Below are 22,947 nucleotides of genomic sequence, written 5' to 3' on the forward strand. Positions count from 1 at the left end.
CTAACGCTCCTGGTTGTAGGTGCTGTCAGGCCCATCGGGATACCCGCTGACCTGGCCGTTCGTATCACTGTTGCCTTCACTGCGGCCCCGCTGCACACCACGGCGCAGGTTGCTCAGCCTGCCCCGTACGTCCTCGGGGGCGCGGGAGATCTGGGGACCGCCCTGGGGTGTCGCCTCCGCGGTTCCCTCGACCAGGTTGGCCTTGGGTACCCGGCGCGGAAGACCGGAGGAGGTGACTCCGCCCGCCTTCGGACGCTTCAGCGCCTCCGCCCGCTCCCACCGCTCGTCGTTGGACGAGCGCCAGGTGTCACTGTCGCCGTCACCGGTGTCCGGTGCCGGGGTTTCCTCGCGCTGGGGGGCGCTGGATCCGCGGCGCGGCAGACCGGCGTCGGTCATGTCGTGCGCGACGGAGGGGGAGGGACCGGCCTGGGTCGCGGGAGTGTGCGGGTCGAAGCCTACGCTGTCCCGCTCCGCCGCGGCAGGGTCCTGCGCGGATTCCGCTTCCGGGGCGTAGGAGGCGTGGAAACCGTCCTGGTAGCCCTCCTGGACCGGCCATTCGGGCTGCCGCTGCTGCTCCTGGAAGGCGCTGAAGGTGCTCGGCTGCGCCTCCGCATAGCCGCCCTGCGAGCCGTAGTCCGGCTCGTAGCCGCCCTGCTGGGCGGTGGGGTGGCCGGGCTGGCCCGGTGCGGAGTAGTCGTAGCCGGACTGCTGCACATCGTCGTACCCGCCCTGCGGCTGGCCGTCGTAGCCCGTCTGGTGCGGCTCGTCGTACGGGACCTGCTGCTGGTTGTCGTACCCGAACTGCTGACCGTCGTACGAGTTCTGTTCGGGATAGCCGGGCTGCCGCTGGTCCTGCTGCGGCTGTACCTCGTCGCGGAACAGCGGGCGTTCGGTGTCCTCGGCGTACTCGGTGCCCTGCGTCTGGGCCTCGAGCGCCGCCCGGCGCTCCTCGCGCATCAGGGAGCGGCCGACCGGGTCCAGCTCGCGGGCGTCGTCCGGGACGTCGTAACGGCTGTCGTCGAAGCCGAGTTCGGCGGCGGTGCGCAGCGGCGCCTTCTCGAAGGCCGGCTGCTGCGGGATCATCGTGGAGACGGTGAAGTCGCCGCCGCCGTTCTGCTGGTGGTCGCCGCCACCGCCGTGCGTGATCACGTCCGGGAGCATCACCAGCGAGGTGGTGCCCGCCTGCTCGCCCGAGGGGCGCAGCTGGACGCGGATGCTGTGCCGGTCGGACAGCCGGCCGACCACGAAGAGGCCCATGCGCTGGGAGATCGCGGCGTCCACGGTCGGCGGGTTGGCCAGCTTGTGGTTGATGTCCGCGAAGTCCTCGGCGGTGAGGCCGATGCCCTTGTCGTGGATCTCGATCATGATGCGGCCGTCGGGGAGACGGGTCGCGGTGACGCGGACCTTCGTCTGCGGGGAGGAGAACGAGGTCGCGTTCTCCAGCAGCTCGGCGAGCAGGTGCACGAGGTCGGTGACCGCGCGGCCGTGGATGTCGGCCTCCGGCACGCCCTGGAGCTCGATGCGCTCGTACTGCTCCACCTCGGAGGTGGCGGCGCGCAGCACGTCGACCAGCGGGACCGGCTGGTCCCAGCGGCGGCCGGGCTCCTCGCCGGCGAGGACCAGGAGGTTCTCGCCGTTGCGGCGCATACGGGTCGCGAGGTGGTCCAGGCGGAAGAGGCTCTCCAGCTGGTCCGGGTCGGCCTCGTTGTTCTCCAGGTCGGTGATGAGGGTCAGCTGGCCCTCGATGAGCGACTGGTTGCGGCGCGACAGGTTGGTGAAGATCGCGTTGATGTTGCCGCGCAGGAGGGCCTGCTCGGCGGCCAGCCGGACCGCCTCGCGGTGCACCTGGTCGAAGGCGCGGGCGACCTCGCCGATCTCGTCGGTGGTGGTGATCGGGATCGGCTGGACGCGGGTGTCCACGCGGCCCGGCTCGGTGCGCGACAGCTGGTCGACGAGCGACGGCAGCCGCTGCTCGGCCACGTCGAAGGCGGCGGAGCGCAGCCGGCGCATCGAGCGGGACATCTGGCGGGCCATGAGCCCGGCGATGAGGAACGCGGCGAGGACGGCGAGCACGGTGGCGCCCGCGGTGATGTACGCGTCGCGCTGGGCGTCGTCGGCGATGCCGGAGGCGTCGGTCACGGCCCGGTCGATCAGCTCGTTCTCGACCTGGGTGTAGCCGTCGAACTTGCTGGTGGTGGCGAACTGCCAGGTCTCGGGGGTCACGCCCTTCGCGGCGAGCGCCGACGGGGTCTGGCCCTGGGCGACCGCGGCGACCATGCCGTCGTAGACGCTGCCGTCCTTGCTGGGCAGCTTCGTCGGCAGCTTCTTGCCGGCGGCGGCCGCCTTCTGGACGAGCGCCGGGTACTCCTTGACGCCCTCGGCGGCCTTCTCCTTGAAGACCTGCTTCAGCTTGGCCACGTCCGCGGGCTCGGCGCCGGAGACGAACTCCTGCGTCGCGATGCCCTCGAGGTACGTGTACGAGTTGAAGGAGACGACCTGGCGCTGGAAGGTCGCCCTGTCGGTGCTGGGGCGCACCAGCAGGTGCATGCCGATGGAGCGGTTGAGCGACTCGGCGGCCTTGGCCAGCTGGATCGCGTAGACGGTCCGGCCGTACGCGGTCACGTTGCTGTTGCCGAGGTTCAGCTCGTTGGCGACTTCCATGAGGTAGTGCTGGACGGAGACATAGCCCTCCTCCGTCTTCACCGGGTCCATGTCGCGGCCGTACGCCTTCTTGCGCAGGACGGCGAGCTGCGGCTCGGCCTTCTCGATGAGACCGAGGCGCCGCTGGAGACCGGCGTTGTCGGGGGCGCCCCTGACCTCCTCGGCGAACGCGTTCTTGGCGTCGTCCGTGGCGGCGTAGAGCTTCTTCACGGTCGCGGAGTCGCGCTCGCCCGAGAGGATGGGCTCGGCCGACAGGTCGCGCTCGTTGAGCAGGGCCTGTCCGTACGCGGCGGCGGCCTTGACGATCTTGGCCGTCTTCTCCGCGTCCTGTGCCTCGTTCAGGGTGTCGATCTTGCCCTTGACCTGGAAGCCGCCCATGACGAGGGCGACCAGTACGGGTATGAGCAGAATCGCGTTCAGCTTGGTGGGCACCCGCCAGTTGCGCGGGGACATCCGGCCGCCGGACGGGGCCGGCGCCACGGTCTCGGCCACGGGGGCGGCCGGCGCCGCTGTGCGCGGCGGCGGGGTGAAGTTGCCCCGTGCCCCCGACGTGGGCTCGGGACTGCTCTTGCTTCGCCTCACTCGACCAACAACCTCTCGGCGTCGGCACCTACGTTGTGCCGCGGTATGTCTCCAGGCCCGTTCCTACTGGGCAGTTCAGCGCATTCCAGCACGTCAGGAGGCGCACTTCCAAACAGTCGGAAGCGGAACCTCCACGTGATGCATGCCCCAGATAAAACGGTCATAAAGAGCGAGCCCCGCCAAAAGGCGGGGCTCTTGTGAGCGCAGTGGAACCGGGTGTGCGCGACCCGTGTCGGGACCCCTGGAATTCTCTGTCGAAACGTTATGAACGCAGAGGCCCCGCGTGTCAAAGGCCACAGGGGCCTCTGGAGGGCCTACGACAACTACCGTATGGATCCAGTCACTTGATGGCTGGTTTTCGGCCGTTCCCGGCTACTTCAGCCGGGCCATCAGCGCGTGCTCCACGAGCGTGATCAGCGCACTCTTTGCATCCGCACGGTGTCGCGCGTCGGTGGTGATGATCGGGGAGTCGGGCCCGATCTGCAGCGCCTCACGGACCTCGTCGGGCGTGTAGGGCTGGTGTCCGTCGAAGCCGTTGAGGGCGATGACGAAGGGCAGGCCGGAGTTCTCGAAGTAGTCGACGGCGGGGAAGCAGTCGGCGAGGCGGCGGGTGTCGACGAGGACGACGGCGCCGATGGCGCCGCGGACCAGGTCGTCCCACATGAACCAGAAGCGGTCCTGGCCCGGGGTGCCGAACAGGTACAGGATCAGGTCCTGGTCGAGCGTGATGCGGCCGAAGTCCATGGCGACCGTGGTGGTCGTCTTGCCGCCGGTGTGCGTCAGATCGTCGATACCGGCGCTGGCCGAGGTCATCACGGCCTCGGTGCGCAGCGGATTGATCTCGGAGACCGCACCCACGAAGGTGGTCTTGCCGACGCCGAAGCCGCCCGCCACCACGATCTTCGCCGATGTGGTGGGACGGGGGTCCGCGCCGAGCGCGCCGTCAGAGCTTGCGAAGTCCACTGAGCACCCTTTCGAGCAGAGTCACGTCCGGCGCACCGCCGTTGGCCTCGTCGCCACCCGGCTGGTGGATGGCGACGAGCCCGGCCTCCGCGAGGTCCGCGACGAGGATCCGGGCCACACCGAGCGGCATCGACAGCAGGGCCGACACCTCGGCCACCGACTTGACCTCGCGGCACAGGTGGCAGATGCGCTGGTGCTCGGGGAGCAGGGTCACCAGCTGCGCCGGGTCGGCGCTGGTGGAGACGAGCGCCTCGATGGCGAGCTGGTAGCGCGGCCTGGTCCGGCCGCCGGTCATCGCGTAGGGGCGGACCAGCGGCTGGTCGCCCTCATGTCCGTATCCGGCATGTGCGGCACTGCCGTACGGATCGTGAGGAGCGGTGGGCGGGGTCATGGATCCTCCGGGCGGGACGGCGGGGTCGGGGCCTGCCGTCTGAGGGTGGGCCGGTGGGGGAGTTGTGACGGCCGGACGGGGGTTACGTAACTGCTGTGGCATTCGGGGCTGGTGGTGCGTAAGACTTGGTGCGTGGCCGGGGTTACCGGCCGTCACACGGGCCCTGGGTCGGTCAGTGCAGCAGGGTGCCCTGCAGCTCGGCGCGGAGGTCCGGGGTGAGGACGGCGCCCGCGCGGTCGACGAGGAGCGCCATCTCGTACCCGACGAGGCCGATGTCGCACTCGGGATGCGCGAGCACGGCCAGCGACGAGCCGTCCGAGACGGACATGATGAAGAGAAAGCCGCGCTCCATCTCCACGACCGTCTGATTCACAGGCCCGCCCTCGAAGATTCTCGAGGCCCCGGCCGTCAGCGAGGTCAACCCCGATGCGACGGCCGCCAGTTGGTCCGCGCGGTCGCGCGGGAACCCTTCCGACATCGCGAGCAGCAGACCGTCCGCGGACACCACCACCGTGTGCGAGACACCCGGGGTGTTGTCCACGAAGTTGGTGATCAACCAGTTCAGGTTCTGTGCCGCCTGGCTCATCTGGCTCAACTAACGCTCCTGCTGGTGAGTGGGGCGAGGGTAGCTGCCGGTCTGGCCGCTGTTTCCGGCCTGCCGGCCCTGCTGGATGCCCCGACGGAGATTGGTCAGCCGTCCGCGCACGTCGTCGGGCGCGCGAGAGACCTGGGGTCCGGCCTGGTGCTGCTGCTGTTCCTGGGCCGTGCCCGCCACGAGGTTCGCCCGCGGGACACGACGCGGCAGACCCGAGACGGTGACGCCGCCCGCCGCGGGCTTGCGGACCCGCTCGGCCTGACGCATCAGTTCGTCGTTCGGGGACTGACGCCAGTTCGCCTGGTCCTGTCCGGCGTCGGGCGCGACCGGCGCGGCCGACGTGGGCTCGGGGGCCCGCGCCCGCAGGCGCTGCGGCTCGGCGGGGGCCTGCGGCTGGGACGGCGCGGCGGACTGCTGCGGACCACCGCGCTGCGGGAGCTGCTGCCCCTGCCGCGGCTGCTGGTCCTGCGGCCTGGACTGCTGCGGCGCCTGCTGTGCTTGCTGGGCCTGCTGCTGGCCGTGGAACCAGTTGGTCTCCAGGGTGTCGTACAGCGGCGTACGACCGTCGCCCGGCTGGTCCGCCGGCGGCAGGTAACCCTGCTGCTGCGCGGGCTGCGCCGGGACGCCCTGGTTGCCGAGGTCCTGGTTGCCGTAGTCGCCGCGCTGGCGCGGGGCGGCCGGGCGCTCGAACTGGCCGGTGCTCGCGGGGTCCTGCGGACGCTCGTACTGGCCGGTGTCGTACTGACCCGTCCGGCCGGTGTCGTACTGGCCCGTCTCGAACTGACCCGGCTGGAACTGGCCGGTCTGGAACTGGCCCGTCGGTGCCGGCTGGTCCTGACGTCCCTGCCGGCCGTTGTCGCGGAAGGCGCCGAAGTCCTGGCCGTTGTCGTACGAGCCGCCGTTGTACGAGCCGCCGTTGTTCTGCGGGGCGCCACCGTTCGGGGCGCCGCCGAACACGTCCGCGCGGACGAACTGGCCGGTGCCCTGGCCCGGGTGCTGGTCCTGGCCCTGCGGCTCGTCCTGGATCCGGGGGAACTGCGTGGTCGAGTCGACGGAGCCGATGGAGTCGGTCTCCTCGTGCCCACGGGGCGCGTCGAGGTTCGGCTGCGCGTTCTCGTCGCTCCAGCTCGGCACGCGGGGCTGCGGGTTGCCACCCGGCAGCTCGGCGCGCGGGCCGCCGCGCGGGGGCAGCACGGGGCGTCCGCCCCGGCCCTGGCCCTGACCGCGGCCCTGGTCGCCGGGGGCGCTGTGGGTGCGCTGCTGCGGCGGGACGGGAGCCGGCGCGTTGAAGGCTCCGGTGTTCTGCGGGTCGTTCTGCTGGGCGCGCACGGGCTGCGGGGCCTGGGGCGACTGGGGTGCCTGAGGCATCTGCGGGGCCTGGGGAGCCTGGGGACCGCCGTCGCGCGCGGGCAGCGCCGCACGTGGACCGCCCTGGCCCGCGCCGACCTGCGGCCGCGACGCACCGGGGCCGGCACCGAGCCGGCCCGCGGCGCCACCGCCGGGACCGCCCGCACCGGGACCACCGGGACCACCGGAACCGCCCGGACCGACACCGCGGCGCGCGGCGGCGACACCGGCCGCGGCCTGCGCGGCGGCGGGACCGCCGGAGACACCCGGGCCACCGGGCTTGCCGGGAAGCTTCTTGCCGCCCTGGGCGACGTCGACGGGCAGCATGACCAGCGCGGTCGTACCGCCGGAGTCCGACGGACGGAGCTGGATGCGGATGCCGTGACGCTGCGACAGACGGCCGACCACGAACAGACCCATGCGGCGCGAGACCGAGACGTCCACGGTGGGCGGCGACGCGAGCCGCTCGTTGATCGCGGCGAGGTCCTCGGGGGAGAGGCCGATGCCGGTGTCGTGGATCTCGATCAGGACGCGGCCGTCGGGCAGCGCGTGACCGGTGACCTTGACCTTGGTCTGCGGCGACGAGAACGACGTCGCGTTCTCCAGCAGCTCGGCGAGCAGGTGCACGAGGTCGTTGACGACGCGGCCGGCGACGTCCGTGGCGGGCACGGAGGCCAGCTCGATGCGCTCGTACTGCTCCACCTCGGACGCGGCGGCACGCAGCACGTCGACGAGCGGCACGGGCCGCGTCCACCGGCGCCCCGGCTCCTCACCGGCGAGAACGAGGAGGTTCTCACCGTTACGGCGCATGCGGGTCGCGAGGTGGTCGAGCTTGAAGAGCGAGGAGAGCTGGTCCGGGTCGGCCTCGCGCGACTCCAGCTCGGAGATGAGCGAGAGCTGGCGCTGGATAAGACCCTGGGACCGGCGCGAGAGGTTGGTGAACATCGCGTTGACGTTGCCCCGCAGGAGGGCCTGCTCGGCGGCCAGACGCACGGCCTCGCGGTGCACGTCGTCGAAGGCCGCGGCCACCTGGCCGATCTCGTCCCGGGAGTGCACACCGACCGACTCGACGGAGGTGTCGACGTCCTGCGGGTCCGCCTCGGACAGCTGCGCGACCAGCTCGGGCAGCCGCTCCTGGGCCACCTTGGTCGCGGTGTCCTGGAGCCGGCGCAGCGAGCGGATCATGGACCGGGCCACGACGAACGCGCCGACGAGCGAGACGCCGAGCACGAGCAGGATCAGCGCACCGTTGATGATCGCCTGGCGCTCGGAGGCGCTGCGCAGCTCGCGGGCCTGCTGCTCCATCTCGTTGAGCAGCGTCGTCTCGATGGTCGACATCTTCGTGATGCGCGAGGAGTCCGCGTCGTACCAGTCCTTGTACGACCGCTTGTCCTGCGTCTTGATGCCGTCGGTACGGGTGAAGACCCGCTCCGCGTAGTTGTCCGCCGCCTTGATGGTGGCGTCGCTGTCCGTGAGCGGCTTGAGCAGCTCCTCCGCGGCGACCTCGCCGTACACCGTGCGGAAGGAGACGAGCGCGTTGTCCTGGTCGTCCATCGCGGCCTGACCGTAGAGCCGGTCGGTGTCGGTCAGGGTGCCGAACGTCTTGCCGTTCTCCGGCAGGGCGGCCGCGATGATGGCGCGCTGCTCGGAGGCGTACTCCTTGGCGTTGGAGAACGCGGCCAGCGAACGCGTGCGGTCGATCATCTCCGGGCTGCTGGTCGCCTGGGCCATGTCGGTGGAGAGCGAGAGCAGGTTGTCGATGATGCGGCTGTAAGCCTCGACGGTCTGCGAGGTCGGCCGCCCCTTGGCGAAGGCGTCGGCGCGGATCTCCTTCAGCCCGTTGAGCTGCTTGGCGATCTGCACCGCGTGGTCGCGGACGCCCTTGAGGCTCGACTCGTCGTCGCCGTCGACGGCGTACGTCCCGTCGAGGAAGGCGGTCCTGGAGCGGTCGGTCTCCTGACGCGCCTGCTTGACGTCGTAGTTGGTCGAGGCGGCCTTGGGGTCGTTGGCCAGCGGGCCCGCCGACTGGTCGCGCTCGGTCTGCAGCGCGGAGGCCAGGTCGGAGGCCTGCTTCGTCATCTCGGTCAACAACTTCATGTTGTCGAGCTGATCGATGTCGTTCAGGGACTCGGCGATACGCAGCGCGCCGAGCGAGGTGGCCGCGACCACGGGCAGGGCCAGCAGCGACACAAGGCGGGTCGAGATGCGCCAGTTGCGCAGTGCCACCCGGGAGCCGGGTCCCGTGGGCGCCTTGGGCTTGGCCTGCGGCTCCGTGGGCGCGGCGGGCTTGCCCGTCGTGGCGGAGCGCGTCTCGCGCTCACCGACGTCGACGGACGCCGTGCGTCCCGGGTTCTGGGCGTGCGGGGGCTGGGAACCGCCGGCTATCGGGCCGGTCCCGCCGCGCGGCTCCGGCTCCGCCGCAGCGCTGCCATCCCTGTTCTTACGTCCCTGCACTAGCGTCGCAACCTCTGGACCAGGCGCCTCGCCCGCGAGGACGGACAAGACGGTGTCGGCGTAGTTCGAGGGGCGACCTGAACGCCCCCCAGTTGGTCGTGAGTGACCGGCGCTGGTTCCCCCTACCCCGCCGCAGTCCGGCGCGGTCTCGCGCCCGGTGCGCCGGTTCGATCCCGCGACGGTCCCGGGAATTCCAGCACAGTGCAGGATCTCCAACAAGGCCCGAGGGAACCGGCCTACCCGCAGTGACCGCATGTGCAGGGAGGATCACCAGATGTAGAAGATGATCTAGGAGAAACCGGGCATCATCGGGCGTTTCACTTACGGCCGGGGGGTGTCCCAGTCGCCATGATCGGCAGCGGAATGGTGGCTTCAGGCACGCAATGTCCGTTTCCCATACAAGGATTGACGGGTCGAAGTGTCCCTTTTGCCTACCTGCTCGTGAGCAAACTCACACGAGCTCGATCGCAACTTCCCGGCTTTCGACGGGAATCAGATGTTTAGCCTGACGCTTTACAGGGATGGCCCGCCCGACAACCGAGAAGGTTCCTGAGCACAGTCATGAAGACGACGATGATCTCCCTCAACCTCGCCAACCCGCGCCGCACGACGCTGGCGCACCTCAAGGACGCCGACGAGATCCAGGCAGCGCCGGCCGTCCCGGAACACTCGGCGACGCTCCCCACGAACACGGCGAACCCCCGGCGCACGATCCTGATGGTCGCCCCGGAGATCACCCCGGCCGCCTGACGCGCCCCGCGGGGCCCCACCGCGTTAGCCTGGACCGGTCACATCCCACCCGGGCCCAACGCAAGCAAAAGGGGCGCAGCCACCCGTGCGCATCGCCAGATTCTCCATCGACGGGAACGTCGCCTTCGGCGCGGTCGAAGGCGACAGTCCACCCGGGACGACCGAGGGGCTCGTCCTCGACATCATCAAGGGCATCCCGTTCGCGGACTTCGAGCTCTCCGGCACGAAGGTCCCGGTCAGCAAGGTCCGGCTGCTGCCCCCGGTGCTCCCGAACAAGGTGATCGCCTTCGGCCGCAACTACGCGGAGCACGCGAAGGAACTGGGCAACGAGGTCCCGGACGCACCCTTCGCCTTCTTCAAGCCGTCGACCTCGGTCATCGGCCCGGGCGACGAGATCCAGTACCCGGGCTTCTCCCAGGAACTGCACCACGAGGCCGAGCTGGCCGTGGTCATCGGCCGGATGTGCCGCGAGGTCCCGCGCGAGCGCGTGAAGGACGTCGTCTTCGGCTACACGGCCGCCAACGACGTGACCGCGCGCGACGTCCAGAAGCGCGAGAAGCAGTGGGCCCGCGCCAAGGGCTTCGACACGTCCTGCCCGCTGGGCCCCTGGGTCGAGACGGACCTCTCCCTCGCCCAGGCCTCCGACCTCACGATCCAGTGCACGGTCAACGGCACGCAGCGCCAGCTCGGACGTACCTCCGACATGATCACGTCCATCGAGGACCTGATCGTCAACATCTCCGAGGCCATGACGCTCCTGCCGGGCGACGTCATCCTCACGGGCACCCCGGAAGGGGTCGGCCCCCTGAACGTCGGCGACGAGGTCGCCGTCACCATCGAAGGCATCGGCACTCTCACCAACAAGGTTGTCAAGCGTGGCTAGCGCAGCAGCGTCTCCCGTTCGTGTCCGTTTCTGTCCCTCGCCCACCGGTAACCCGCACGTGGGCCTGGTCCGCACCGCCCTGTTCAACTGGGCCTTCGCGCGCCACAACCAGGGCACCCTGGTCTTCCGCATCGAGGACACCGACGCGGCCCGCGACAGCGAGGAGTCGTACGAGCAGCTGCTCGAGGCGATGCGCTGGCTCGGCTTCGACTGGGACGAGGGCCCCGAGGTCGGCGGCCCGCACGCCCCGTACCGGCAGTCGCAGCGCATGGACATCTACAAGGACGTCGCCGACAAGCTGCTCGCCGCCGGCAAGGCCTACCCCTGCTACTGCTCCACGGAGGAGCTGGACGCCCGCCGCGACGCCGCCCGCGCCGCCGGCAAGCCGTCCGGCTACGACGGCCACTGCCGCGACCTCTCGGCCGAGCAGAAGGCGGCCTACGAGGCGGAGGGCCGCAAGCCGATCGTCCGCTTCCGGATGCCCGACAAGACGATCACGTTCACGGACCTGGTCCGCGGCGACATCTCGTACGAGCCGGAGAACGTGCCGGACTACGGCATCGTCCGCGCGAACGGCGCGCCGCTGTACACGCTCGTCAACCCGGTCGACGACGCCCTGATGGAGATCACCCACGTCCTGCGCGGCGAGGACCTGCTCTCCTCCACCCCGCGGCAGATCGCCCTCTTCGAGGCGCTGACCGAGCTGGGCCTGGCGAAGGCCACGCCGCTCTTCGGTCACCTGCCGTACGTGATGGGCGAGGGCAACAAGAAGCTCAGCAAGCGCGACCCGCAGAGCTCCCTGAACCTCTACCGTGAGCGCGGCTTCCTCCCCGAGGGCCTGCTCAACTACCTCTCGCTGCTCGGCTGGTCCCTCTCGGCGGACCGCGACATCTTCTCGATCGACGAGATGGTGGCGGCCTTCGACGTGAAGGACGTCCAGCCGAACCCGGCCCGCTTCGACCTCAAGAAGTGCGAGTCGATCAACGGCGACCACATCCGCCTGCTCGACCCCAAGGAATTCGCGGCGCGCTGCGAGCCGTGGCTGAAGGCGCCGTTCGCGCCGTGGGCCCCCGAGGACTTCGACGAGGCGAAGTGGGCGGCGATCGCCCCCCACGCCCAGACCCGCCTCAAGGTCCTCTCCGAGATCACGGACAACGTCGACTTCCTCTTCCTCGCCGAGCCCGCCACGGACGAGGCGAGCTGGACGAAGGCGATGAAGGAGGGCTCCGACGCCCTGCTCGTCACCGCCCGCGAGAAGCTCGAGGCGGCCGACTGGACGTCCCCCGAGTCCCTCAAGGAGGCGGTCCTGGCCGCCGGCGAGGCCCACGGCCTCAAGCTCGGCAAGGCCCAGGCCCCGGTCCGCGTCGCCGTCACCGGCCGCACCGTCGGCCTGCCCCTCTTCGAGTCCCTGGAGATCCTGGGCAAGGACACCACGCTGACCCGCATCGACGCGGCGCTGGCCAAGCTCACCGCGTAAGCGTCTGCACGTCCGAGGGGCGGCACCCGGTCGATCCGGGGCCGCCCCTCCGGCGTTGTCGGTACCGGGCACTACGGTGCAGACGTCACCCGTCACCTCCTGCCACGCCATCCCGGAGAGCCGCCACCATGCCGATGCCCGCTCGCGACTACGCGCGCTACTTCACCGCCGGTCACACCTTCACCCTGACGTCGGGCCTGGTCGGCACGGTCGACGTGCGGACCGCCGGAGAGCTGTGGCTGCCCTCGGGGCGGGTCGTCGCGGGCGATCCGTTCATCGCGCTCGGCTCCGGCGAGTGCGAGCCCTTCGCGGTCTCGGTGGCACCCGGCCGCTACCGGGTCGACGCGGCGGTCGCCACCCTCGTCACCCCCGGCGAGCCGCCGTCCGACCGGCCGCACGAGCGGGTGGCCGCGGCCCGCCTCGTCATACGCGACGAGCCCGCCGTGACCTGGGAGCACGCCCTGCAGCCCGGCCAGGACACGTCCGACCTCGCCGACGACGAGTACTTCGGCTACGGAGTGGACGCCGGCACCGGCTGCTTCTACGACGTCGAGTCCGACGCCTCGTTCCCCGAGTGCGAGGGCGACGAGGGTCCGCTCTGGGACGCCTTCGAGGAGTGCGATCACGCGCCCGGGCCCTACCTGGTCACCTCGCCCTCCACAGGCCACACGGTGGCCGCGTTCGGCTCCGGCTGGGGCGACGGCGCCTACCCCACCTGGATCGGCCGCACCGCGAGCGGTGAGGTGGCCTGCTTCGTCACGGACTTCTTCGTGATCGAGGAGCCGAACGGCGACTGATCGACGTACGTTCGTCCCATGCCGCTGACTGCGCCCTCGCCCTCACCGATCAAGGCGGTCGTCTGGGACATCGACGACACGATCTTCGACTACGCGACCGCCGACACGGTCGGTATGCGCGGCCACCTCACCGCCGAGGGCCTGCTGGCCGACCACGGCAGCGCCGAGCAGGCCCTCACCCGCTGGAAGGCCCTGACGCGCGAGCACTGGGCGCGCTTCGAGGCGGGCGAGACGGACTGGGAGAGCCAGCGCAGGGACCGGGTGCGCGCCTTCGTGGGGCGCACGCTGACGGACCCGGAGGCGGACGCCTGGTTCACCCGCTACCTGGGCCACTACGAGGCGGCCTGGGCGCTCTTCCCCGACACCGTGCCGGCCCTCGACGCCCTCGCCGGCACCCACCGCCACGCGGTGCTCTCCAACTCCTCGCTGCACAACCAGGACCGCAAGCTCCGCGTCCTCGGCGTCCGCGACCGCTTCGAGGCGGTGCTCTGCGCGGCAGAACTGGGCGTCGCGAAACCGGAGCCCGCCGCCTTCCACGCCGTCTGCGCGGAGCTGTCCCTGGACCCGCACGAGGTCGCGTACGTCGGCGACCAGCCGGACACCGACGCCAGGGGAGCGGTCGAGGCGGGCCTCACCGGCATCTGGTTGGACCGCGCGGAACAGGGCGGCCGACCCGAACTCACCCGCATCACCGGCCTCGACCAGCTGGCTCCGCTGCTGGTCGGCGATACCCGTTTTGGAGCGCCGGACACCTTCGGGTAATGTTCTTCCTGCGCCGAGGGGAGCGGGCCGAAAGCCCCGAACCCCACAAGCGCAAGCCGAGCAAAGTCCCCCAGGGGATGGCGTCACGGTGGCCTATGGTGTAATTGGCAGCACGACGGTTTCTGGTTCCGTTAGTCTAGGTTCGAGTCCTGGTAGGCCAGCTCGCAGAGCTCATCTGCAACCGTGGATTCCAGATCCACAAAGCCCCCGTTGTGTAGCGGCCTAGCACGCTGCCCTCTCAAGGCAGTAGCGCCGGTTCGAATCCGGTCGGGGGTACAGATCCTTCCCGCGAGGACGGCTATGGGTAGCTCCCGCCGACCTTGATGCAGGATCGCTAGGGCCCCCGTTGTGTAGCGGCCTAGCACGCCGCCCTCTCAAGGCGGTAGCGCCGGTTCGAATCCGGTCGGGGGTACTGGTCTAAACCAATATGGTCTAAACCACCATGGCCTATGGTGTAATTGGCAACACTACGGTTTCTGGTACCGTCATTCTAGGTTCGAGTCCTGGTAGGCCAGCTCGCAGAGCTCATCTGCACCCGCGGATCTGATCCGCAAGGCCCCCGTTGTGTAGCGGCCTAGCACGCCGCCCTCTCAAGGCGGTAGCGCCGGTTCGAATCCGGTCGGGGGTACAAGACGAAGAGGCCCTTCCCGAGTGCGGGAAGGGCCTCTTGTCGTTCGACCGTCGTACCGCCCGGGGGAGTTGGGGCCCCGTGGACACAACTCCGGCCGGTCGCTGCGGCGTTGAAGCGACCGGCCGGGGATGAGCGGAAGGGGCGGGGGAGTCGGGGATCAGCCCGTGCGGCGCAGGGCCTCGGAGAGGCGGCCCGCGGCGTCGATGACGGCCTGGGCGTGCATCCGGCCCGGATGGCGCGTCAGGCGCTCGATCGGACCGGAGACCGAGACGGCGGCCACCACCCGGTTCGACGGGCCGCGCACCGGCGCCGAGACGGACGCGACGCCCGGCTCGCGCTCGCCGATCGACTGGGCCCAGCCACGGCGTCGTACGCCCGACAGGGCCGTCGCCGTGAAGCGGGCTCCCTGGAGGCCCCGGTGCAGACGCTCCGGCTCCTCCCAGGCCATCAGGATCTGCGCGGAGGACCCTGCCTTCATGGTGAGGGTCGAGCCGACCGGCACCGTGTCCCGCAGGCCGGACAGCCGCTCCGCCGCGGCGACGCAGATGCGCATGTCGCCCTGGCGGCGATAGAGCTGGGCGCTCTCGCCCGTCACGTCCCGCAGATGTGTGAGCACCGGACCCGCCGTCGCCAGCAGGCGGTCCTCGCCGGCCGCCGCCGCGAGCTCCGCGAGGCGCGGGCCGAGAATGAAACGGCCCTGCATGTCGCGCGCCACCATGCGGTGGTGCTCCAGGGCCACCGCCAGGCGATGGGCTGTGGGTCTTGCCAATCCGGTGGCCGCGACAAGGCCAGCTAGGGTCGCGGGTCCGGACTCCAGGGCGCCCAGGACAAGGGCTGCCTTGTCCAGAACGCCGACGCCGCTACTGTTGTCCATGCGTCGATACTCCCGTCTCACTCTGTGAAACGCAAGTTCAATTTCCCGTGGAACTTGCCACTCTGGATGTCACACCGGCCCGCTGACCAAGTGGGCCCGGCCGCTGACGTCCGGTACGAGGGGTACGGATGTCGGCGATCCCCGAATCTCTAGTTGGGCCGGCTCACACTCGCCGGCCGGAGGGAAAGCGATGGGTAGGACACTCGCGGAGAAGGTCTGGGACGACCACGTCGTCCGGCGCGCCGAGGGCGAGCCCGACCTCCTCTTCATCGATCTGCACCTGCTGCACGAGGTGACCAGCCCGCAGGCCTTCGACGGTCTGCGCAAGACCGGTCGCCAGGTGCGGCGGCTCGACCTCACCATCGCCACCGAGGATCACAACACCCCGACCCTCGACATCGACAAGCCGATCGCCGACCCGGTCTCGCGCGTGCAGCTGGAGACGCTGCGCAAGAACGCCGCCGAGTTCGGGGTGCGCCTGCACTCCCTGGGCGACGTCGAGCAGGGCGTCGTGCACGTCGTGGGCCCGCAGCTGGGCCTGACGCAGCCGGGTATGACGGTCGTCTGCGGCGACTCGCACACGTCCACGCACGGCGCCTTCGGCGGCCTGGCGTTCGGCATCGGCACCTCGCAGGTCGAGCACGTGCTCGCCACGCAGACGCTGCCGATGGCGCGCCCGAAGACCATGGCCATCACGGTCGACGGCGAACTGCCCGAGGGCGTCACCGCCAAGGACCTGATCCTCGCCATCATCGCGAAGATCGGCACGGGCGGCGGCCAGGGCTACGTCCTGGAGTACCGCGGCTCCGCCATCGAGAAGCTGTCGATGGAAGCCCGCATGACCATCTGCAACATGTCGATCGAGGCCGGCGCCCGCGCGGGCATGATCGCCCCGGACGCGACCACGTTCGCCTATCTGGAGGGCCGCGAGCACGCCCCCAAGGGCGAGGACTGGGACGCCGCGGTCGCGTACTGGAAGACGCTGCGCACGGACGACGACGCGGTCTTCGACGCCGAGGTCTTCATCAAGGCCGACGAGCTGTCCCCGTTCGTCACCTGGGGCACCAACCCGGGCCAGGGCGCGCCCCTTTCGGCGAACGTCCCCGACCCGGCTTCGTACGAAGACGCTTCGGAGCGCCTCGCCGCCGAAAAGGCCCTGGAGTACATGGGGTTGGAGGCCGGGCAGGCGCTGCGCGACGTCAAGGTCGACACCGTCTTCGTAGGCTCGTGCACCAATGGCCGTATCGAGGACCTGCGGGCCGTCGCCGACATCGTCAAGGGCCGCAAAGTCGCCGACGGCGTACGGATGCTGGTCGTCCCGGGCTCGGCCCGGGTCGGTCTCGAGGCCGCTGCCGAGGGCCTGGACCAGGTCTTCAAGGACGCCGGCGCCGAATGGCGGTACGCGGGCTGTTCCATGTGCCTGGGCATGAACCCGGACCAACTCGCCCCCGGCGAGCGCTCCGCGTCCACCTCCAACCGCAACTTCGAGGGCCGGCAGGGCAAGGGCGGCCGCACCCACCTGGTCTCGCCCCAGGTCGCCGCCGCCACCGCCGTGCTGGGCCACCTCGCCTCCCCGGCGGACCTCTCGGATGCGCCCGCCGACCGTACGCCCGCTGGAGTCTGATCAGTCATGGAAGCATTCACCAAGCACACCGGCCGGGCCGTCCCGCTGCGCCGCTCGAACGTCGACACCGACCAGATCATCCCTGCTCACTGGCTCAAGAAGGTGACGCGGGACGGGTTCGAGGACGGGCTGTTCGAGGCCTGGCGCAAGGACTCGGAGTTCGTGCTCAACAAACCGGAGCGCGAGGGCGCCACGGTGCTGGTCGCCGGTCCCGACTTCGGTACGGGTTCGTCGCGTGAGCACGCCGTGTGGGCGCTGCAGAACTACGGCTTCAAGACCGTGATCTCCGCCCGGTTCGCGGACATCTTCCGCGGCAACTCCCTCAAGAACGGTCTGCTCACCGTCGTTCTGGACCAGAAGGTCGTGGACGCGCTGTGGGAGCTCGTGGAGAGCGACCCGCAGGCCGAGATCACGGTCGACCTGGAGGAGCGGGAAGTTCGGGCGGAGGGCATCACCGCCTCCTTCGAGCTGGACGAGAATTCCCGCTGGCGGCTGCTGAACGGGCTCGACGACATCAGCATCACCCTGAAGAACGAGTCGGACATCGCCGCTTACGAGCAGAAGCGCCCCTCTTTCAAGCCGCGGACGCTCCAGGTCTGACCCTCGGCCGGACAAGGCTTATTCAGGCCACTTCGACAGGCCTCGTACCCCCAATCGTGCACCGGTTGGGGGTACTTCTGTGTCCGGCCCCGGGAGCCGTCGGCTGACCTGAACGGGTGGTCTTCCCGCGTCCCCAACTCCCGCGAATGCCAAGGTCGTTACCGGGGTAAGCGGGTTTCGGCGCCGCTTCCGGCGGGCGCGTCGCGGAAGGGCTCAGGAGGCCCTTGTGGGGCGGGAGTTACCCCCTGCGGAGGCGACAACTCGCCCCAGATGGCACAATCTGTGCATGGAACACGACGGCCAACTCCAGCTGTACGCGGCGGTCGCGGACCAACTCAAAGAAGCGCACGCCCGAGTGCGCTCACTGCAAGTCCCGGAGGGCGTACGGATGGCGCTGACCCGGAAGCTGCTGGCCATTACGGCCGTGGCCAAACACGATCTCGCCGCCGCGGCGAGGCGTCTGGAGCGATTCATGGCGGACCTCGACGACTTCGACGAGGGCTCCCGCTCTGAAGAGGAACTCTGAGACCGCCCAGTTCGTTGCGGCACAAGGGTGATTAGCCCGTTTCGCGTTTGATTTGCGGTATATATCTGCCTAACGTGCGAAAAAGCCGGATCGAAAGAGATTCGCTCCGGCAATGTCTCCGAAGGGGAAGACGTGAACAAGGCGCAGCTCGTAGAAGCGATTGCCGACAAGGTCGGCGGCCGTCAGCAGGCCGCGGAGGCCGTTGACGCGGTCCTCGACGCCATCGTCCGTGCCGTGGTCAGCGGTGACCGCGTCTCGGTCACCGGCTTCGGTTCGTTCGAGAAGGTCGACCGTCCGGCCCGTTACGCCCGTAACCCGCAGACGGGTGAGCGCGTGCGGGTCAAGAAGACCTCGGTGCCGCGCTTCCGTGCGGGCCAGGGCTTCAAGGACCTCGTCGCGGGTTCGAAGAAGCTCCCGAAGAACGATGTCGCGGTCAAGAAGGCGCCCAAGGGCAGCCTGACCGGCGGCGCTTCGGCGACGGTCAAGAAGGCCGCGGCCAAGAAGACGACGGCCAAGAAGGCCGCCGCCAAGAAGGCCACCCCGGCGAAGAAGACCACCGCCACGAAGAAGACCACGGCGGCCGCCGCGAAGAAGGCCACCGCGAAGAAGGCCACCGCCACCGCCAAGAAGACCTCGGCGGCCGCGAAGAAGACCACCGCCGCGGCCAAGAAGGCGGCTCCGGCGAAGAAGGCGGCCACCGCCAAGAAGGCCACCGCGAAGAAGACGGCGCCCGCCAAGAAGGCCACGGCCAAGAAGGCGCCCGCCAAGAAGTCGACTGCGCGCAAGACCACCGCCAAGAAGGCCACCGCGCGCAAGAAGTAGGACCTCCTCTCCGAGGTCGCCTTCTTGGGCGTACGCCACAAGGCAGCTCACGCGCCGGGCCGGGCTCCCCTCGGGGAGCCCGGCCCGCGGTGTTTCAGGGGCTCAGAAGGTCTGCAGGGTGATGAGTGTGATGGTCGGCGTGTCCTTCGTGGGCTGCACCTCGATGCGGACCCGCTGGCCGGGGCGGAGCAGACGCAGCCCGCCCGCGTCGAAGGCGTCGGTACCGAAGGGCACCGGGGTGCCGTCGTCCAGAAGGACGCTGCCGGAGCGGGTCTCGGGGTCGTACGTGTACGCGGTGGCCTGCATGCAGGCAGCGTACTCAGTCGACCAGGAGGAGCCCCGCCGCGGCCTTCGCCGTGTACGGACCGACCCCCAGGGCCAGCGCCGCCCGCAGGTCGTCGCCGGTGTCCACGTCCTGGCGGACCGAGCCGACGCCGTCGAGCGGGAGTTCCGCGGCGCCGGACGCCCGGTGGCGGGCGCGGGAGGCCGCGCCGAAAGCGGGGAGCAATTCCGTGCCGGGTGCCGCGGACAACAGAGTGGTGCCGATTCCCGCCGCGTCGGGCAGAAATGCCCGGGGGAATGCGGCGGCCGCGGTGAGAACGCGGGCCAATTCCGTGGGGCGCAGCGACGGCAGATCGGCGTTCAGGGCCGCCAGGGGCGCCCGGGGACGCGTGGCACGTACAACCGTCTCTCCGTGCGCGAGAGCGGCATTGAGGCCCGCCTGGGGCGTGTCGGGCACGACCACGGCGCCGAGGGCCGCCAGTTCGTGCCCGGCGCGGGCGTCGTCCGTGACGACCACCACATCGCGCACCGCCGCGCAGGCCGTTGCGGCGGCCACGGTGTCCTGGGCGAATGCCAGGGCGAGACCGGGCCGCAGGGCGTCGCCGGCCGCGGGCGCGAGCCTGCTTTTGGCACGCACCAACGGTTTCAGCGGTATCACCAGGGTCCACTGCACGCGCCTATTGTGACCTGTGCATGAGGTGCGCCCGTTCGGGCGGGCGTACGGTGTTCTCGACAGACCAGTGGTCCGGGGCGACACTTGTGCGGCCCCGCCAGGCCCTGCCTGCATGGTCCTAGAGGAAGGTGTCCGAGTGTCCCGCCGCAGAATCGGCTTCTGGTACCGCTTCGCTGCGGTCCTGTGCAAACCGCCGCTGGTGGTTCTGTTCAAGCGGGACTGGCGCGGAATGGAGAACATTCCTGCCGACGGCGGATTTATCACCGCGGTGAACCACAATTCGCATCTGGACCCGTTCCTCTACGCGCACTATCAGTACAACACCGGACGAGTCCCGCGTTTCCTCGCCAAGCACGGCCTCTTCAAGAAGGGGTTCGTGGGCGCCGCGATGCGGGGCACCGGCCAGATTCCCGTCTATCGAGAGTCCACGAACGCGCTGAGCGCGTTCCGTGCCGCGATCGACGCCGTGGAGCGCGGAGAGTGCGTCGCCTTCTATCCGGAGGGAACGCTCACCCGCGATCCGGAACTGTGGCCGATGACCGGTAAGACCGGTGTCGCCCGCGTGGCCCTGCAGACAAAATGCCCGGTGATTCCCGTCGGTCAGTGGGGGGCCACCGACGCACTGGCGCCCTATGCGAAGAAGCCCGACTTCTTCCCCCGTAAGACCCACCATGTCCTCGCCGGCGAACCCGTCGATCTGACGGCTTTCTACGACAAAGAGATCACGCCGGAACTGCTCAAGGAGGCGACCGAGGTCATCATGACCGCGATCACCGCCGAGGTGGAGCGGTTGCGCGGCGAGAATGCTCCGCAGAAGCGCTACGACCCGCGTGAAGCGCGCATCGCGCAGCGCCGCAAGCTGCAGGACGGCGCGGCGCAGGAGCGCGACAAGTCGCAGGCGAGCAGCGGGAGTTCGGCATCAGGCGGTACGACGGAGGAGAGCAGCAAGTGACCCGACCCGTGAAGGCCGCCGTCTTCGGGACCGGTTCCTGGGGCACGGCGTTCGGCATGGTGCTGGCGGACGCGGGGTGCGATGTCACACTGTGGGGCCGCCGCGCCGAGCTCGCCGAGGCCATCAACTCCACCCGTACGAACCCGGATTACCTGCCCGGCGTGGAACTCCCGGCGAACGTCCGGGCGACGTCGGACGCCGCCGAGGCCGCCGCCGACGCCGATTTCACGGTGCTCGCGGTGCCCTCGCAGACCCTGCGCGAGAACCTCGCGGACTGGGCGCCGCTCCTCGCCCCCGACACCGTGCTCGTCTCGCTCATGAAGGGCGTCGAGCTCGGCTCGGCGATGCGCATGAGCGAGGTCATCGCCGATGTCGCGAAGGTGCCGCAGGAGCGGATCGCGATCGTGACCGGGCCGAACCTCGCCCGCGAGATCGCCGCCCGCCAGCCCGCCGCCGCGGTGGTCGCCTGCCGCGACGAGGCCGTCGCCCAGCGCCTCCAAGTCGCCTGCCACACCCCGTACTTCAGGCCCTACACCAACACCGACGTGGTCGGCTGCGAGCTCGGCGGCGCGGTCAAGAACGTCATCGGGCTCGCCGTCGGCATCGCGGACGGAATGGGCCTGGGCGACAACACCAAGGGCTCGCTCATCACGCGCGGGCTCGCGGAGACGACGCGGCTCGGCCTGGCCATGGGCGCGGACCCGCTCACCTTCTCCGGTCTCGCCGGACTCGGTGACCTGGTGGCCACCTGTTCCTCCCCGCTGTCGCGCAACCACACCTTCGGCACCAACCTCGGCAAGGGCATGACGCTGGAGGAGACCATCGCGGTCACCAAGCAGACCGCCGAGGGCGTCAAGTCCTGCGAGTCCGTGCTGGAACTGGCACGCCGTCACGGTGTCGACATGCCGATCACGGAGACCGTCGTCGCGATCGTCCACGAGGGCAAGCCCCCGGTGGTCGCCGTGAAGGAGCTGATGTCGCGCTCCGCCAAGCCCGAACGACGCTGAGCGACGGCCCGCGGGCCGCGGCACGACGGGGGCTCCGGGGGCGCTGACTCTCGTACTACCAGCAGGTACGCTCAACGCGATATGAGCAGCGAGAACCTTCCCCAGAGCCCTGCGTCCACCGCGTCCTCGGGCGCCTCGTCGGACGCTTCGTCGAGCGGGCAGAAGCCGCGGGTGGCCGTCGTCTTCGGCGGCCGCAGCTCCGAGCACGGGGTCTCCGTCGTCACGGCGGGCGCCGTGCTCCGCGCGATCGACCGCTCCAAGTACGACGTCCTGCCGATCGGCATCACGCGCGAGGGGCGTTGGGCGCTGACGTCCGACGACCCCGAGCGGATGGCCATCAGCGACCGCCGGGTCCCGGACGTGGCGGACCTCGCGGAGTCGCCCGAGGGCGGCGTGGTGCTCCCGGTCGACCCGTCGTCGCGCGAGGTCGTCTACACCGAGCCCGGCTCCGTGCCCAAGGCGCTCGGCGACGTGGACGTGGTCTTCCCGGTGCTGCACGGCCCGTACGGCGAGGACGGCACGATCCAGGGACTCCTGGACCTGTCCGGGACGCCCTACGTCGGCTGCGGTGTGCTCTCCTCGGCCGTCGGCCAGGACAAGGAGTACATGAAGCGGATCTTCACCTCCTTCGGGCTGAAGGTCGGCCCGTATCTGGTGATCCGGCCGCGCGAGTGGGAGCGCGAGCAGGAGGGCGCCCGCCGCCGCGTCGCCGACTTCGTCGGTGAGCACGGGTGGCCGCTGTTCGTGAAGCCCGCCCGGGCCGGCTCGTCGTTCGGCATCACCAAGGTCGAGTCCTTCGACGGCCTCGACGAGGCGATGGAGACGGCGCGCGCCCACGACCCGAAGGTCATCATCGAGGCGGGCATCGTCGGCCGCGAGATCGAGTGCGGTGTCCTCGAGTTCGAGGACGGGCCGCGCGCCTCCGTCCCCGCCGAGATCCCGCCGGTGCAGGCCCACGACTTCTACGACTTCGAGGCCAAGTACATCGACTCCGCGACCGGGATCGTGCCCGCGCCGCTGACCGACGAGGAGACGGCCGAGGTGCGCCGGCTCGCCGTCGAGGCGTTCGAGGCGGTGTCCTGCGAGGGGATCGTCCGCGCGGACTTCTTCCTCACGGAGGACGGGGAGTTCGTGATCAACGAGATCAACACCCTGCCCGGCTTCACCCCGATCTCCATGTACCCGCGCATGTGGCAGGAGACCGGCGTCAGCTACCCGGAGCTCGTGGACCGCCTCCTCCAGGCCGCGCTGCGCCGCTCGACGGGCCTGCGGTAACCGGATCCCGCGTGACCGG

General features: G+C 70.1%; 20 protein-coding genes and 5 tRNA genes. 17 read left to right on the plus strand and 8 right to left on the minus strand.

The window, feature by feature from the left end; translation table 11 throughout:
- The 5 genes from ABZ930_RS18845 to ABZ930_RS18865 form a co-directional block, all read right to left on the minus strand.
- A complete protein-coding gene (locus ABZ930_RS18845; protein ID WP_361549073.1) occupies positions 1 to 3,243 on the minus strand; it encodes a nitrate- and nitrite sensing domain-containing protein in 3,243 nt (1,080 codons plus the stop codon).
- A 372-nt stretch (positions 3,244 to 3,615) separates the two neighbouring features.
- Positions 3,616 to 4,206 (minus strand): ATP/GTP-binding protein, encoded by a 591-nt coding sequence (locus ABZ930_RS18850; RefSeq protein ID WP_111668159.1) that lies wholly within the window; start codon positions 4,204 to 4,206, stop codon positions 3,616 to 3,618.
- A complete protein-coding gene (locus ABZ930_RS18855; protein WP_351450404.1) occupies positions 4,187 to 4,597 on the minus strand; it encodes a DUF742 domain-containing protein in 411 nt (136 codons plus the stop codon). Before ABZ930_RS18855 ends, ABZ930_RS18850 begins: the two co-directional genes overlap by 20 nt.
- A gap of 172 nt (positions 4,598 to 4,769) precedes the next feature.
- On the minus strand, positions 4,770 to 5,183 hold the full coding sequence (locus ABZ930_RS18860; protein ID WP_111668161.1) for a roadblock/LC7 domain-containing protein: 414 nt from the start codon (positions 5,181 to 5,183) through the stop codon (positions 4,770 to 4,772).
- Positions 5,184 to 5,192: 9 nt separating this feature from the next.
- Entirely contained in the window at positions 5,193 to 8,993 is a 3,801-nt protein-coding gene (locus ABZ930_RS18865; protein WP_361549076.1) for a nitrate- and nitrite sensing domain-containing protein, read from the minus strand.
- Between the two features lie 561 nt (positions 8,994 to 9,554).
- Between ABZ930_RS18865 and ABZ930_RS18870 the strand changes: the two genes are divergently transcribed.
- The 10 genes from ABZ930_RS18870 to ABZ930_RS18915 all read left to right on the plus strand — a co-directional run bounded on the left by ABZ930_RS18870 (position 9,555) and on the right by ABZ930_RS18915 (position 14,290).
- Complete coding sequence (locus tag ABZ930_RS18870) at positions 9,555 to 9,743, plus strand: hypothetical protein (protein WP_351450398.1); 189 nt, start codon at positions 9,555 to 9,557, stop codon at positions 9,741 to 9,743.
- An 85-nt stretch (positions 9,744 to 9,828) separates the two neighbouring features.
- Positions 9,829 to 10,626 (plus strand): fumarylacetoacetate hydrolase family protein, encoded by a 798-nt coding sequence (locus tag ABZ930_RS18875; RefSeq protein WP_361549078.1) that lies wholly within the window; start codon positions 9,829 to 9,831, stop codon positions 10,624 to 10,626.
- Positions 10,619 to 12,103 (plus strand): glutamate--tRNA ligase, encoded by a 1,485-nt coding sequence (gene gltX / locus ABZ930_RS18880; protein ID WP_361549080.1) that lies wholly within the window; start codon positions 10,619 to 10,621, stop codon positions 12,101 to 12,103. The genes ABZ930_RS18875 and gltX overlap by 8 nt, the downstream gene beginning before the upstream one ends.
- Before the next feature lie 128 nt (positions 12,104 to 12,231).
- A complete protein-coding gene (locus tag ABZ930_RS18885; protein ID WP_361549082.1) occupies positions 12,232 to 12,900 on the plus strand; it encodes a DUF4241 domain-containing protein in 669 nt (222 codons plus the stop codon).
- Between the two features lie 18 nt (positions 12,901 to 12,918).
- Positions 12,919 to 13,662, plus strand: a complete 744-nt coding sequence (locus ABZ930_RS18890; RefSeq protein WP_361549084.1) for an HAD family hydrolase — start codon at positions 12,919 to 12,921, stop codon at positions 13,660 to 13,662.
- A gap of 89 nt (positions 13,663 to 13,751) precedes the next feature.
- A tRNA-Gln gene (locus tag ABZ930_RS18895) sits at positions 13,752 to 13,823 on the plus strand.
- Positions 13,824 to 13,865: 42 nt separating this feature from the next.
- Positions 13,866 to 13,938, plus strand: a tRNA-Glu gene (locus tag ABZ930_RS18900).
- A 63-nt stretch (positions 13,939 to 14,001) separates the two neighbouring features.
- Positions 14,002 to 14,074: transfer RNA gene (locus ABZ930_RS18905), tRNA-Glu, on the plus strand.
- A 31-nt stretch (positions 14,075 to 14,105) separates the two neighbouring features.
- Positions 14,106 to 14,177, plus strand: a tRNA-Gln gene (locus ABZ930_RS18910).
- Positions 14,178 to 14,217: 40 nt separating this feature from the next.
- Positions 14,218 to 14,290, plus strand: a tRNA-Glu gene (locus ABZ930_RS18915).
- A 160-nt stretch (positions 14,291 to 14,450) separates the two neighbouring features.
- Here the strand turns inward: ABZ930_RS18915 and ndgR are convergent.
- Positions 14,451 to 15,167: an IclR family transcriptional regulator NdgR gene (ndgR, locus tag ABZ930_RS18920; protein WP_055552755.1), complete on the minus strand. Its 717-nt coding sequence runs from the start codon at positions 15,165 to 15,167 to the stop codon at positions 14,451 to 14,453.
- A gap of 190 nt (positions 15,168 to 15,357) precedes the next feature.
- On the opposite strand from ndgR, the gene leuC reads away from it, so the two are divergent.
- The 4 genes from leuC (at position 15,358) to ABZ930_RS18940 (ending at position 18,739) form a co-directional block, all read left to right on the plus strand.
- Positions 15,358 to 16,791 carry a 3-isopropylmalate dehydratase large subunit gene (gene leuC / locus ABZ930_RS18925; RefSeq protein ID WP_361549086.1) on the plus strand — a complete coding sequence of 478 codons (1,434 nt, stop codon included), beginning with the start codon at positions 15,358 to 15,360 and terminating at the stop codon, positions 16,789 to 16,791.
- Positions 16,792 to 16,797: 6 nt separating this feature from the next.
- Entirely contained in the window at positions 16,798 to 17,391 is a 594-nt protein-coding gene (gene leuD, locus ABZ930_RS18930; RefSeq protein ID WP_361549088.1) for a 3-isopropylmalate dehydratase small subunit, read from the plus strand.
- 286 nt (positions 17,392 to 17,677) lie between these two features.
- Positions 17,678 to 17,917: a hypothetical protein gene (locus ABZ930_RS18935; protein ID WP_361549090.1), complete on the plus strand. Its 240-nt coding sequence runs from the start codon at positions 17,678 to 17,680 to the stop codon at positions 17,915 to 17,917.
- A 132-nt stretch (positions 17,918 to 18,049) separates the two neighbouring features.
- Complete coding sequence (locus ABZ930_RS18940) at positions 18,050 to 18,739, plus strand: HU family DNA-binding protein (protein ID WP_111668171.1); 690 nt, start codon at positions 18,050 to 18,052, stop codon at positions 18,737 to 18,739.
- 102 nt (positions 18,740 to 18,841) lie between these two features.
- Here ABZ930_RS18940 and ABZ930_RS18945 read toward each other — a convergent pair whose 3' ends face one another.
- Together ABZ930_RS18945 and cofC are read right to left on the minus strand one after the other, a co-directional pair.
- Complete coding sequence (locus ABZ930_RS18945; RefSeq protein WP_361549092.1) at positions 18,842 to 19,045, minus strand: hypothetical protein; 204 nt, start codon at positions 19,043 to 19,045, stop codon at positions 18,842 to 18,844.
- Positions 19,046 to 19,058: 13 nt separating this feature from the next.
- The gene (gene cofC, locus ABZ930_RS18950) at positions 19,059 to 19,694 is read right to left on the minus strand and encodes a 2-phospho-L-lactate guanylyltransferase (protein WP_361549093.1); all 636 of its coding nucleotides are present in this window, start codon (positions 19,692 to 19,694) and stop codon (positions 19,059 to 19,061) included.
- Positions 19,695 to 19,830: 136 nt separating this feature from the next.
- Between cofC and ABZ930_RS18955 the strand changes: the two genes are divergently transcribed.
- From ABZ930_RS18955 to ABZ930_RS18965, 3 genes are all read left to right on the plus strand, one after another.
- Positions 19,831 to 20,646 carry a lysophospholipid acyltransferase family protein gene (locus ABZ930_RS18955; RefSeq protein WP_361549094.1) on the plus strand — a complete coding sequence of 272 codons (816 nt, stop codon included), beginning with the start codon at positions 19,831 to 19,833 and terminating at the stop codon, positions 20,644 to 20,646.
- Positions 20,643 to 21,653 (plus strand): NAD(P)H-dependent glycerol-3-phosphate dehydrogenase, encoded by a 1,011-nt coding sequence (locus ABZ930_RS18960; RefSeq protein ID WP_361549096.1) that lies wholly within the window; start codon positions 20,643 to 20,645, stop codon positions 21,651 to 21,653. Before ABZ930_RS18955 ends, ABZ930_RS18960 begins: the two co-directional genes overlap by 4 nt.
- A 171-nt stretch (positions 21,654 to 21,824) precedes the next feature.
- The gene (locus tag ABZ930_RS18965; RefSeq protein ID WP_361549201.1) at positions 21,825 to 22,928 is read left to right on the plus strand and encodes a D-alanine--D-alanine ligase family protein; all 1,104 of its coding nucleotides are present in this window, start codon (positions 21,825 to 21,827) and stop codon (positions 22,926 to 22,928) included.
- Positions 22,929 to 22,947: the final 19 nt, after the last annotated feature.

Origin of the sequence: Streptomyces sp. NPDC046716 (genome assembly GCF_040645755.1) — a bacterium.
Classification (GTDB): domain Bacteria; phylum Actinomycetota; class Actinomycetes; order Streptomycetales; family Streptomycetaceae; genus Streptomyces.

Bases quoted from the DNA above. Each gene is read 5' to 3' on its own strand.
- ABZ930_RS18860 (WP_111668161.1), bottom strand. From the start codon at position 5,183: ATGAGCCAGGCGGCACAGAACCTGAACTGGTTGATCACCAACTTCGTG.
- ABZ930_RS18935 (WP_361549090.1), top strand. From the start codon at position 17,678: ATGGAACACGACGGCCAACTCCAGCTGTACGCGGCGGTCGCGGACCAA.
- ABZ930_RS18945 (WP_361549092.1), bottom strand. From the start codon at position 19,045: ATGCAGGCCACCGCGTACACGTACGACCCCGAGACCCGCTCCGGCAGC.
- leuC (WP_361549086.1), top strand. From the start codon at position 15,358: ATGGGTAGGACACTCGCGGAGAAGGTCTGGGACGACCACGTCGTCCGG.
- leuD (WP_361549088.1), top strand. From the start codon at position 16,798: ATGGAAGCATTCACCAAGCACACCGGCCGGGCCGTCCCGCTGCGCCGC.
- ABZ930_RS18885 (WP_361549082.1), top strand. From the start codon at position 12,232: ATGCCGATGCCCGCTCGCGACTACGCGCGCTACTTCACCGCCGGTCAC.
- ndgR (WP_055552755.1), bottom strand. From the start codon at position 15,167: ATGGACAACAGTAGCGGCGTCGGCGTTCTGGACAAGGCAGCCCTTGTC.
- ABZ930_RS18870 (WP_351450398.1), top strand. From the start codon at position 9,555: ATGAAGACGACGATGATCTCCCTCAACCTCGCCAACCCGCGCCGCACG.
- ABZ930_RS18890 (WP_361549084.1), top strand. From the start codon at position 12,919: ATGCCGCTGACTGCGCCCTCGCCCTCACCGATCAAGGCGGTCGTCTGG.
- ABZ930_RS18855 (WP_351450404.1), bottom strand. From the start codon at position 4,597: ATGACCCCGCCCACCGCTCCTCACGATCCGTACGGCAGTGCCGCACAT.